We start from the raw sequence: 13,196 nt of genomic DNA on the forward strand, positions 1-13,196 counted from the left end.
GAATGCGACAAAGTCGCATCCCTACACATTTTTTTCGGTAATCGTATGGTGGTCCTTCGTCCGTCGCGCTCCAAAAGTATACGTACACAAAGTTCTGATGGTTTTGGGGACGAAAGAATAGCTGGCTTCTTACCTGGAGAAAAGCCGCCAAAGATGCAATTTTGTCGGCTGATGCTAACTCATGGTTTTTTCTTTTTTATTTTAAAGAAGTACCACTTTCTATAAGGCATCACATGATTAGATGTATACTCTTTGCAAAAGTAATCAAGGAACGCATTGTACAACGTACTAGAGTGCCCGAAATTGCATCTTCGGGCACTTACACTCTCCATAGAATGTCATTTATTCTTTTCTTCCAAAACAACTGCATTTTTCACTTGAATAGTGTAGGAACGCGACAGGCAACTATTTGCAACAGTATTACTAAAAATAGTGTGGCTAGAAGTGACGGAGTCACTTCTAGCCACACTATGCCCCTCAGTAAATCTGTCATGAATAGTTAGTCGAAAGCGGGCCGAGAATAGTTCAGTGAAAATGAAGGTCATCAAGCCCGACTCACCAGTATTTTATGCAAATAAATGGTTAAAGAACAGCCTTGAAATCAAACACAACTATCAAATTCCTATTTGAATTGACTAAACTTTTTTACGCGCGAAGTTTAGCAAATACCGTATGGAACGCTTCAATTGTCTTCTCAATATGCGCTTCTGTATGCGCAGTCGATAGGAACATACCTTCAAACTGAGATGGTGGAAGGAAAATACCCTCTTCAGCCATTAAGCGATAGTAATCAGCAAATAATTCAAGGTCAGCCGTTTTTGCTTTGTCGTAATTCGACACTTTTTCGTTGGTGAAGAAAAAGCCGATCATCGAGCCTGCACGGTTTACGGTATGCGGGATATCAAACTTTTCAGCCGCTGAACGGAAACCAGCTTCTAGCTGATCACCAAGTTTAATGAAGTGGTCATATGATGCAGGCGTTAATTTTTTCAACGTTCCAATACCCGCAGTCATCGCCAGTGGATTACCCGATAAAGTTCCTGCCTGATAAATCGTTCCTGCAGGAGCCATGTTTTCCATAATTTCACGTTTTCCTCCATATGCACCAACTGGAAGGCCGCCGCCAATTACTTTTCCGAGACATGTAATATCCGGCGTCACACCGTAATAACCTTGTGCGCAATTATAGCCAACACGGAAGCCCGTCATTACTTCATCAAAAATAAGGAGCGTGCCGTTTTTCTCTGTCAACTCACGCAATCCTTCAAGGAAACCTGGTTCAGGTGGGACAACCCCCATATTACCCGCGACAGGCTCAACAATAATTGCCGCTAAGTCGTCACCAAATTCTTGAATTGCGACTTTAATGCTCTCTAAATCGTTATAAGGAACAGTGATTGTGTTTTTCGCAACCGATTCAGGTACACCTGGGCTATCTGGTAGGCCTAGTGTCGCAACACCAGAACCCGCTTTAATGAGCAATGAGTCAGCGTGACCGTGGTAACAGCCTTCAAATTTCAAAATCTTATTGCGACCAGTATAACCGCGTGCCAAACGTAGTGCGCTCATCGTTGCTTCCGTACCTGATGACACCATACGAATCATTTCAATTGAAGGAACGCGTTCAATAACAAGTTTCGCAAGTTCATTTTCCGCTAACGTTGGTGCACCAAAGCTTGCTCCAGTTTCTGCAACGCGCTTAATACCTTCCACTACGTCTTGATCGGAATGACCGAGAATAAGCGGACCCCAAGATAGTACATAATCGATATATTCATTGCCATCGATGTCTGTAAGAATAGCCCCTTTTCCGCTCTTCATGAAAATCGGGTCCATATTGACAGATTTGAATGCACGAACAGGAGAGTTAACTCCTCCTGGCATAAGATTTACCGCTTCAGCAAATGCTTGTTTCGACTTTTCATAATTTCTACCCAATTAGTTCTCCTCCAGCCAGCGTGCCGCATCTTTCGCATGGTACGTCATAACGAGATCCGCACCCGCACGCTTCATACTTGTCAACGTTTCAAGAACGATTGCTTTTTCATCAATCCAACCATTTTGCGCTGCTGCTTTAACCATTGCATACTCGCCGCTCACATTGTATGCAACTACTGGCAATGTAAAATTGTCTTTGACATCACGCATGATATCGAGATACGAAAGCGCCGGTTTTACGATTAGGAAGTCAGCTCCTTCTGCAACATCTGATTCCGCTTCACGCATTGCTTCTATGCGGTTTGCTGGATCCATCTGATACGTTTTGCGATCGCCTGATTGAGGAGTAGATTCCGCAGCGTCACGGAATGGTCCGTAATAAGCGGATGCATATTTCACTGCATATGACATAATCGGGATATGCTCAAAACCAGTTGCGTCTAACCCTTGGCGAATAGCTGCTACAAAACCGTCCATCATATTCGACGGCGCAATGATGTCCGCGCCCGCCTTCGCCTGGCTTACCGCAGTACGCGTCAACAGTTCCAATGACGGGTCGTTTAATACGTTACCGTCTTCTAGAACACCGCAATGTCCGTGATCTGTATATTGGCACAGGCAAGTATCCGCAATGACGACAAGTTCAGGATAACGTTCTTTCGCTAAACGAGTGGCTTTTTGGACAATCCCTTGATCAGAATAAGCTTCCGACCCCAATTCGTCCTTAGTTGCCGGAAGACCAAATAAAATAATTGATGGAATTCCAAGTGACACAACTTCATCGAGTTCAATTGTAAAATGGTCGAGTGATTTCTGGAACACACCCGGCATAGAAGCGATTGGATTATTGATGTCTTCCCCATCTATAACAAAAATCGGATAGATGAAGTCCTCTTTCCTCAGAACAGTTTCTCTCACCATAGAACGCAATGTAGTTGAAGTGCGCAAACGTCTGTTGCGTCTGAATTGTAAAGTATCCAAAATTACCCTTCCTTTCGCCCCGCCAATTTCTCGACGAGATCCATAAGTGTGTATGTATCGGGTCTAACATGAACGACCGCACCAACTTCTACCAATGCTTTTTCCGTCACATGTCCGATAGCCCCGATTGTAAAGCCGTTCCAACCTGTCCGCGGAGCCACTTCTTCAGCAAAAACTTCAACTGCCGAAGGACTTGCGAATAAAACGCTCAAATGCTGTTGTTGTTGTTGCAATAAATCTACTAGTGAATCGATGGAATCATTTGCACGCTCTGTCGCATAAACTGTCCATTCATCCACTTCAAAAGGAATTTCCTCTTTGATGGTGACGCCTGCAATTGATCCGCGTAGAAAAAGAATACGACGAATATCTGTTTCAGCAGGATTAAATTCCTTTACGAATGTATCTGCACTGAACACGGTTGGGATGAAATCGACTGTAAAACCAATTTTTTCAAGCGCTTCTGCAGTTCGAGTGCCGACCGCTGCTATTTTCGCCGGAATTGATTCCGAAGAAACACCATGACGAATGAGTTTTGCACCAAACGCTGCAACCGCACTTTGACTTGTGAATATTAACCAATCATACATCGGACAAGCAGTCAAACGAAGTTCATCTGTCTGTTCCACTAACTCCGCCACTTGGATAAGCGGCAATGAAACAGGCGTCCCTCCGTAGCGCTTTACCAATTCAAAGACATCTTCAGACTTCGGAGTCCCTGTAAAGATGACCGTTTCAGCTAACAGCGGTTGACAATCACGCATCCATATCCGCCTTCACTTTCTCAATCACTTCTGAAGCCCCTTCGGCACGCAATATTTTTGCAACTTCCATACCCGCTTCAACGGGATCCGTGCTTGAGAAAGTCTTTTTAAACACTTGTGTTGCGTCTGGAGAAGCAATATAGCCCGTCAATTCGACTTCGCTACCGTTATATTGCGCAAATCCGGCAATCGGAACTTGGCACGAACCATCCATTTCTGTTAGGAAAGTACGCTCTGCTTCAACTTCTTTCCATGTTTTTTCATCCGTTAATTTCGCAAGTTCTGCAAGTAACTCTTTATCATCAAAACGGCATTCAATTGCTAATGCCCCTTGTCCTACTGCTGGAATACAATCTTCAACGGACATATATTCCGTAGTCACATCCGCGCTCCAGCCCATTCGTTTCATGCCGGCAGCTGCAAGAAGAATCGCATCGTATTCACCGTCAACCATTTTTTTCAGACGTGTATCGATATTGCCACGAATCCATTGGATGTCAAGATCGGGACGCAGAAGCAGTAATTGTGAACTACGACGTAAACTAGACGTTCCAACTTTAGCACCTACTGGTAAGTCCATGAATTTCACATGACCATTCGAAATGAATGCATCGCGCGCATCTTCACGCGGAGGAATACAACCGATAACAAGTCCTTCTGGAAGAACGGCTGGCATGTCTTTCATGCTATGTACAGCGAAATCGATTTCTTTATCAAATAAGGCCTGCTCAATCTCTTTCACGAAAAGCCCTTTACCGCCAACTTTCGACAGCATTACATCTAGGATTTGGTCTCCTTTTGTAACGATTTCTTTCACTTCGAATTCAAATGGAGCACCGGCAGCTTTCATCTGGTCTATAAACCAGTTTGTTTGTGTCAATGCAAGTTTACTTCTTCTTGAACCTACGATTATTTTTCTCATATTAATTAATCCAACCTTTCTTAATCGAATACACCTTGGCGTATTTGTGTTCAGATTTTTTCGAGTTTGATTGATAATAAATCCCCAAAAAATCTTTAGCATCCGCCAGAGGCTTTAACTTAATACAGCCGGGGCTTGAAATCTGACTGCATTAAGTTATAACCAAAAATGGAACCCGGATAACTTACTTCCAAGAAAAAAATTGATGATAACAAAAAGGAATGCAAATACGTTCGCCCATGCAAAGTCATTTCCTGTTAGCTTGCCACTTCGCTTCAAGAATAATACAGAACCGTAAATGGCAAGAAGGATAAACGAACCAATAATCTTCATATCAAAAAAGGACCATACATCGAGTGCAACTATCGCCCACTGCATGCCGAGAATTAAACTGACGAGCAGAAACGGAATACCTGTATAAAGAGACGCCTTCATGCCTATCTCCGTTTGATGAAGAGAAGGAAGCCTATGAAATTGTTTTGACCATTTCTTCTTCTTTAATACTTTATAAACAAGAAGATAGAGTATCGAAAAAACGAATGACATCGCAAACGCTGCATAAGACAAAATCGCGAATGTAATATGGATGAATAGCAGCTCTGAAATAAGTGCTTCCCCTATCGGCGACTGCTCAATTTGTTCAGGTCCAAATGTATGAATTGTCATAAAGATGAATCCAATCACATTTAAGAAAAAGACGGCGTGACCAACTTTGTAAAACAGGTGCATGACAATTGATAAAGTAATCAACAGCCAAGCGTAAAAGTAAATCCCCTCAAAAAGAGTGAGTACAGGGAACCTTTGCCATTCGATTATATACATCACAAGAAAGAATGTTTGTAGAAAGTAGACGACGGTTAAAATCCAAAAAGCGCTTCGGTGTGCAAACGTATCCTTATTCAAGTAATCTATAAAATAAAAAACAAGGCTTACTGCATAGAGTACGACCATCACTTCATGCAGCCTCGCCATCATCATTTCAGCCATGATAACCTCTCTGCCTTTCCGAACTAATAGGGGCGTTTCTGCATCTATAGTGTATCACACTGATGCGGAAACGCCCCTTTGACAAACGTTCAAAATGTCAAATCCGGTTGTGCCGTCGCATGTCTTTCAGCTCTGACTTTTAACCGTTGTTTCGCCTGTTTTGCAAGCGTTTCTTTCTCATTTACTACATCTTCATCAATACCGAATATTTGCTGGAACAATTCCAGCTTTTCGGATGCTTTCGGATCCATTGACAGCTCTTTCGCCTGTAGAATAGGATCTTTCAATAATTGATTAACGATAGATTTCGTATGCTTGCTTAATACTTTCTTTTCACGTTCAGTTAAATTTGGCATTTTGTTTTCAATACTCGCCATTGTCTCCGATTGGATGCGATTCGCTTTTTGACGAAGTGCCGATATAATCGGAACCACTCCAAGTGTAGCAACCCATTCTTTAAATACGACAAGTTCCTGCTCAATCATAAGGCCAATTTCTTCGGCTGCTCGCTTTCTTTCCGCGAGATTCGCTTCCACAATTCCTTGTAAATCATCGATATCGTAAAGGAAAACATTTGGAAGATCGCCGATACGTGGATCCAGATCCCGCGGTACTGCGATATCTACCATAAATATTGGTCTTCCTTTACGCAACCGACCTACTAACTGCATAAGTTCAAAATCGATAACGAAGTCGTTTGCACCTGTTGAACTAATCAGTACATCTGCTTCAAGAAGTGTACATTGCAGTTCTTGCATCGACTTCGCAACACCTCCGAATTTATCGGCAAGGACTTCCGCTTTCGACAGTGTCCTGTTAACAACAGTCACTTTGCTTGCACCGCTTCCGTGCAAGTTCTTAACGGCAAGTTCACCCATTTCGCCTGCTCCAAGAATGGCCACATGCTTTTGGTCCAATGTACCGAAGATCTTTTTACCGAGTTCTACAGCAGCATAGGAAACTGAGACAGCGTTATCGCCAATTGCAGTTTCAGTGTGGGCTTTTTTCGCAAGCGTTACAGCTTGTTTAAATAGCTCATTGAAAACAGTACCTGTTGTACCAATTGTTTGGCCTTCAAGGAAACTGTCCCTCACTTGACCTAAAATCTGTGTCTCACCAAGTACCATAGAATCGATACCTGCCGATACGCGCATCAGATGCTCAATCGCACCATCATTTTCCATAATAATTAAATGAGAAGAGAAAGACTCAAGTGGCAAATCGAACCACTCAGCCAAGAAATTCTTCACGTAATAACGACCCGTATGCAACTGATCAACAACTGCATAAATTTCAGTTCGATTACAAGTTGATATAATAATATTTTCTAATATACTTTTTTGCTGTTGCAATGTTTGCATCGCCTGCGGCAGTTCTGTTTCAATAAAAGATAATTTCTCTCTTATTTCAACAGGTGCTGTCCGGTGATTGACACCGATTACGATTGTATGCATCAGGTGTTCACACCTCTCACGTTCTATTTCACGCTTCCCATTATACCATATAGTTATCACTTTTCTTGTTGGAAATTGTGAACAACCTATGACTACGAACGGTTAAACGTAACTATTTATAATGATTATAATCTAATCCTAACAGCCTTCGATTTCACATGCAATTAATGTGCAATGCTAACTCAAATTTATTGGAACTGCATTACCGATTACTAATACTATACGACAGATTGACTAAACTATACGACTGGATAAGAAAACTGAAGAACAAATTATTATAGTATACGACTGAATTACTAAACTGTGCGCCAGCACACTATAAAAAAACGGAAAACGATGTATATCTCGTCTTCCGGATTTCCCAATTCTACAATTACATTCTGCTTTCAATCTCTTTCCATGCTTCGTCCATTCCGATTCCCTTTTCAGATGAAAAGACAATTAATGCATCGTATGGTCGCATTGCAAGCGTTTCACGAACGACTTTTTTATGCTTTTCCCATTTCCCTTTTGGAATCTTGTCCGCTTTCGTCGCAATGATGATTGCAGGCATATTATTCTCTACAAGGAAATCGTACATTGCACAATCATCAGCACTTGGAGCGTGGCGTAAATCTACAATTTGAATGACAGCTCGAAGTGGCTCCCGTTCAGTCATATATTGTTGAATGAATTTCCCCCATGTTTCACGAGAAGACTTGGATACTTTTGCATACCCGTATCCCGGTACATCGACGAAAAATAATTGCTCTTCAATTTTATAAAAGTTTAATGTTTGTGTCTTACCTGGCTTCGAAGAAGTTCGAGCAAGGCTTTTTCTACCAATCATCTTGTTTATGAAAGATGATTTACCGACGTTCGACCGGCCTGCTAACGCAAATTCCGGATACCCTTCCGCCGGATATTGTTCGGGGCGTACAGCACTCATTATCATTTCTACGTTATGGACTTTCATTTGGAAGTCTCCTCCAATGCAATTTCGAGGACCTCTTCTGCGTCAGAAACGAGTTTAAATGTCAGTTCCTCTCGGACGCTTTCTGGAATATCTTCGATGTCGCGCTCATTTTCTTTTGGCAAGATAATCGTCGTCAAGCCAGCTCGATGGGCACTTAATGTTTTTTCTTTCACGCCACCAATCGGTAAAACTCTACCGCGCAGTGTAATTTCACCAGTCATCCCGACTTCACGGCGTACTGGCCGTGAAGTCAATGCAGAGACCAGTGATGTAGCAATCGTCACACCGGCTGAAGGACCATCTTTAGGGATCGCACCTTCAGGTACATGGATATGAATATCACACTTTTCATGGAAATCTGGATCAATACCGAATTCCACCGTTTTCGAACGCACGTAGGACAATGCAGTCTGTGCAGACTCTTTCATAACATCTCCAAGTTTACCCGTCAGTATAAGTTTACCTTTTCCTGGCGATAAAGAAACCTCAATCTGCAATGTATCTCCACCAACTTGCGTATAAGCAAGTCCTGTCGCGACGCCTATTTGATTCACTGTCTCCGCCTGTCCATACCTGTATTTCTTTTTACCAATAAGAGATTCAAGTGTTTTAGAACTAACCGTTATACTTTTCTTCTCTCCCGTGACAATCAGTTTCGCAGCTTTACGGCAAATACCTGCAATTTGTCGTTCTAGGCCACGTACACCTGCCTCGCGTGTATAATACCTTACAATGTCCTGTATCGCAGGATCATTGATACGAACCTGCGATTTTGTCAGTCCGTGCTCTTTCAACTGTTTCGGGATTAAGTGATTTTTCGCAATAGCGTGCTTCTCAATTTCTGTGTAACCGGCAATTGAAATGATTTCCATCCGGTCACGAAGTGGTCCCGGAATTGCACTTAAATCATTGGCAGTCGCAATGAACAAAACATTCGATAAGTTATAAGGCTCTTCGATGTAATGATCACTAAATTTATTGTTTTGTTCCGGGTCAAGCACCTCAAGCATCGCGGACGATGGATCCCCACGGAAGTCATTCGACATCTTATCGATTTCATCCAGTAAGAACACGGGGTTAATCTTGCCAGCTTTTTTCATACCTTGAATAATTCGTCCAGGCATTGCGCCCACATATGTCCGTCTATGACCACGAATTTCCGACTCGTCACGCACTCCGCCAAGTGAGATTCGAACAAACTTCCTACCTAGAGATTCTGCAATAGACCTAGCTAAAGACGTTTTTCCGACACCTGGTGGACCCGCAAGACAAAGGATTGGTCCCCGTAATGAATTCGTTAATTGACGAACTGCCAAATATTCAAGTATACGTTCTTTAACAGCTTCTAGTCCATCGTGGTCGCGATTTAAGATTTCTTCCGAGCGATTAATGTCAAGCTGATCTGTTGATGCATCGGACCATGGCAACGTAACAAGCCACTCGATATAATTACGGATGATTCCGCTTTCAGCTGCAGCAGATGGTAGTTTTTCATATCTGTCGAGTTCACGCAACGCGGCTTCTCTAACACCTGCCGGCATACCGGAACTCTCAATTTTTTCAGTCAAGTCTATTACTTCTAGACCTTTACCGTCTTTATCACCGAGTTCAGTCTGAATCGCCTTCATCTGCTCACGCAAATAAAACTCTTTTTGCGTTCGCTCCATGGCTTCCCTGACACGTTCATTAATTTTCTTTTCAAGGTTCAGCACTTCTTGCTCATTATAAAGTCTACTCATTAGCCATTCAAGGCGTTCATTGACATTTTTTATTTCAAGTACTTCTTGCTTTGCAACCAATTTCAGCGGTAAATGAGAAGCGACCGTATCTGCCAGCCTTCCCGGTTCTATAATTGAAGCAACAGAATCATATGTTTCTTCTGTCACTTTTTTAGAGATTTTTGAGTACTTTTTGAAATATGTAAGTAGCGTTCTCATTAGCGCTTCTGATTCAGCATCAATTTCCTCATCATCTGGATAACCAATTACTTTAACCACGGGATAAAGATCCGCTTCCTCATAATCCGACCATTCTGCACGTTCAATACCTTCAATAAGTATACGATACGTCCCGTTTTGTAATTGTGTCATCGATTTAACAAACGCCAATGTCCCTACTTTATACAGATCCTCCGGTTCCGGATTTTCTATACTTATATCTTTCTGCGTAGCAAGAAAAATAAGGTTATCCTGTGCGATTGCGTGTTCAATGGCAAATACGGAGCGCTCTCTTCCAACATCAATATGTAAAATCATCGTAGGGTATACGAGCAGCCCACGCAGCGGCAACAATGGTATATTGTTCAATTTATTAGTTAACATGCGGAAGTCACCTCCATTAATTATGTATATCCAACTTTTAGTTCAATCAAATATTTAAAAAAAGCTGACATCCGAAGAGCGCATTTTCACGCGCGTCATCGGAGTCAGCTTCATCCTTCAGGCGTTACGCCGAGTCTTTCTCATTATCCAGATGAACTCGGGTACCGTCCGCTGTTAAAAGAATTGGATTTGATTGCCCCAAGACGGAGTCTTTAGTAATGACACACTCAGTCACTTCTTCAAGTGAAGGCAGTTCATACATTACGTCGAGCATAATATTCTCAATGATTGAACGCAGACCACGAGCACCTGTTTTTCGTGTGATTGCCTCTTTTGCAATTTCAAGCAAGGCATCATCTTCGAATCGCAGTTCAACATTGTCCAGCCCAAACATTTTTTGGTATTGTTTTACAATCGCATTTTTCGGAAGCGTCAAAATCTGATACAGCGTATCTTCGCTCAACTGCTCCAAACTTGCAAGAACAGGTAAACGACCTACGAACTCTGGTATCAAACCAAAACGTTGAAGATCTTCCGGAATCAGTTTAGCAAGGTAAGACTCCTCTTCAATAACCAAGTTCGGCTCAGCACCGAAACCAATTACTTTTTGTCCGATACGGCGTTTAATGATTTCTTCGATTCCGTCGAATGCTCCCCCAACAATAAAGAGAATATTCGTCGTGTCGATTTGGATAAATTCTTGATGTGGATGTTTACGTCCGCCTTGTGGTGGCACGCTCGCAACTGTCCCTTCAAGAATTTTCAGAAGTGCCTGTTGGACACCTTCCCCTGACACGTCACGTGTAATGGACGCATTTTCGGATTTACGCGCGACTTTATCGATTTCATCAATATAGATGATCCCTTTTTCCGCACGATCTACATCATAATCTGCAGCCTGAATCAGTTTCAATAGAATATTTTCTACGTCTTCACCAACATATCCCGCTTCCGTCAAAGATGTAGCATCTGCAATCGCGAAAGGTACATCGAGAATTCTAGCAAGCGTTTGAGCAAGTAATGTTTTACCGCTCCCTGTTGGTCCGATTAAGACGATATTGGATTTCGATAGCTCGACATCATCAATCTTACTGTTCGAATTAACACGTTTATAGTGATTATAGACAGCAACTGAAAGTGATTTCTTTGCACGGTCCTGTCCAATAAGGTATTCATCGAGTATACTTTGTATTTCTTTCGGCTTCGGAACGTCTTTAAGCTCGAAACCTTCTTCAAGTCCGACTTCCTCTTCAACGATTTCAGCACAAAGTTCAACACATTCATCACAAATATAGACGCCTTGACCAGCGACTAACTTACGAACCTGTTCCTGGGATTTCCCGCAAAAAGAACAGTTCAAGTTATCTTTTTCATCGTTAAATTTGAACATTATGCTCACCCCTATTCAAGTGACAATCTTACAAGATTCCCCCGTTTTTATCAACTAATTAGAATTCTTCCCTATTCAAGAAGGTAATTCTATGTCTTTCTATGAAAAACAAGGTACGGTCTTCCGTACCTTGTCCTTATTTCACTTTATTATTCAGTAATCTTTGCATTTTCAACAAGGAATTCAACTGTTTTATTGAAACGAAGGTCATTTTCAAGAACAGAAGTTCCACCAAGTGTTGTTTTAATTTGCTCAACATCCATACCGAATTGCGCGGACATTTTTTCAAGTTCTGCGTTAATATCAGCTTCTTCAACTACGATGTTTTCAGCTTTACCAATCGCTTCAAGTACAAGTGAAACGCGAACACGGTTTTGTGCATCGTCTTTCATTTGTGAACGAAGTGCTTCTTCATCTTGTCCAGAGAACTGGAAGTAAAGCTCAAGGTTCATACCTTGTGATTGAAGACGTTGTCCGAACTCTTCCATCATACGTTCAATTTCAGAATTGATCATTACTTCAGGGATTTCGACTTCCATATTTCTCGCAGCCGCTTCGACAAGATCGTCGCGAAGTGCTACTTCAGATGCCGATTTCTTCTCTTCCAAAGTAGTTTCTTTCAGCTTCGTACGCAATGCTTCAAGACTTTCTACTTCTTCATCAATTTCTTTTGCAAGTTCGTCATCAAGTGCTGGAACTTCTTTTGACTTGATTTCATGAATTTTCACTTTGAAAATCGCTGGTTTACCAGCAAGTTCTGCTGCATGGTATTCTTCAGGGAAATTCACTTCGACGTCTTTTTCTTCGTCTTGTTTCATGCCAACCAATTGTTCTTCGAATCCAGGGATAAATGAACCTGAACCGATTTCAAGGTCGTACCCTTCAGATTTTCCGCCGTCGAAAACTTCTCCATCAACAGAACCTTCGAAGTCGATTTTCACTGTGTCGCCATTTTCAACTGCGCCATCTTCTTTAATAGCTAATTCAGCGAATTTTTGTTGACGATCTTTCAGTTGCTCTTCGATTTCTTCGTCAGTAACTGTTGTTTCCTGACGTGTTACTTCAAGGCCTTTATAATCGCCAAGTTTCACTTCTGGTTTCAATGTAACAACCGCTTTGAAAATAAGGTCTTTTCCTTTTTCCATTTGCTCGATGTCAATTTCAGGACGATCGATTGGTTCAACGCCTGCTTCGTCAAGAGCATTTGAATATGCTTCTGGAAGGATGAAATCAAGTGCTTCATTGTAAAGTGATTCTACGCCATACATTTTTTCAAACATTTGACGTGGCATTTTCCCTTTACGGAATCCTGGTGCTTGTATTGTTTTCACAACTTTCTTGAATGCTTTATCAAGACCTACCGTTACTGCTTCTGCAGGTACTTCTACTGTTAGAATCCCTGTGTTTCCTTCTTGCTTTTCCCATTTAACTGACATAATTAAATACCTCCGAATCGTTTTGGCCAATATCTTTTGTTCCGTATA

Annotated in this window: 10 protein-coding genes; all 10 read right to left on the minus strand. The window is 41.9% G+C overall.

Going from position 1 to position 13,196, the window contains the following annotated elements; genetic code table 11:
* Positions 1-645: 645 nt before the first annotated feature.
* The gene (hemL, locus tag MKZ26_RS05675; RefSeq protein ID WP_340764990.1) at positions 646-1,938 is read right to left on the minus strand and encodes a glutamate-1-semialdehyde 2,1-aminomutase; all 1,293 of its coding nucleotides are present in this window, start codon (positions 1,936-1,938) and stop codon (positions 646-648) included.
* Positions 1,939-2,919, minus strand: coding sequence for a porphobilinogen synthase (gene hemB, locus MKZ26_RS05680; RefSeq protein WP_340764992.1), 981 nt, complete (start codon positions 2,917-2,919; stop codon positions 1,939-1,941).
* Between the two features lie 2 nt (positions 2,920-2,921).
* A complete protein-coding gene (locus MKZ26_RS05685) occupies positions 2,922-3,683 on the minus strand; it encodes a uroporphyrinogen-III synthase (protein WP_340764994.1) in 762 nt (253 codons plus the stop codon).
* Entirely contained in the window at positions 3,676-4,605 is a 930-nt protein-coding gene (gene hemC, locus MKZ26_RS05690) for a hydroxymethylbilane synthase (RefSeq protein ID WP_067208071.1), read from the minus strand. The genes MKZ26_RS05685 and hemC overlap by 8 nt, the downstream gene beginning before the upstream one ends.
* A 156-nt stretch (positions 4,606-4,761) precedes the next feature.
* Positions 4,762-5,592: a cytochrome c biogenesis protein gene (locus MKZ26_RS05695; protein WP_340764996.1), complete on the minus strand. Its 831-nt coding sequence runs from the start codon at positions 5,590-5,592 to the stop codon at positions 4,762-4,764.
* An 89-nt stretch (positions 5,593-5,681) separates the two neighbouring features.
* Positions 5,682-7,046, minus strand: a complete 1,365-nt coding sequence (gene hemA, locus MKZ26_RS05700) for a glutamyl-tRNA reductase (protein WP_187047445.1) — start codon at positions 7,044-7,046, stop codon at positions 5,682-5,684.
* A gap of 373 nt (positions 7,047-7,419) precedes the next feature.
* Positions 7,420-8,001 carry a ribosome biogenesis GTP-binding protein YihA/YsxC gene (gene yihA, locus MKZ26_RS05705; protein ID WP_067208063.1) on the minus strand — a complete coding sequence of 194 codons (582 nt, stop codon included), beginning with the start codon at positions 7,999-8,001 and terminating at the stop codon, positions 7,420-7,422.
* Positions 7,998-10,322, minus strand: a complete 2,325-nt coding sequence (lon, locus tag MKZ26_RS05710) for an endopeptidase La (protein ID WP_340764998.1) — start codon at positions 10,320-10,322, stop codon at positions 7,998-8,000. Before lon ends, yihA begins: the two co-directional genes overlap by 4 nt.
* Positions 10,323-10,446: 124 nt before the next feature.
* Positions 10,447-11,712, minus strand: coding sequence for an ATP-dependent protease ATP-binding subunit ClpX (gene clpX / locus MKZ26_RS05715; RefSeq protein WP_067208057.1), 1,266 nt, complete (start codon positions 11,710-11,712; stop codon positions 10,447-10,449).
* A gap of 149 nt (positions 11,713-11,861) precedes the next feature.
* The gene (gene tig, locus MKZ26_RS05720; protein WP_067208055.1) at positions 11,862-13,148 is read right to left on the minus strand and encodes a trigger factor; all 1,287 of its coding nucleotides are present in this window, start codon (positions 13,146-13,148) and stop codon (positions 11,862-11,864) included.
* Positions 13,149-13,196 lie beyond the last annotated feature (48 nt).

It is taken from the genome of Sporosarcina sp. FSL K6-6792, from assembly GCF_038004885.1.
GTDB lineage: Bacteria > Bacillota > Bacilli > Bacillales_A > Planococcaceae > Sporosarcina > Sporosarcina psychrophila.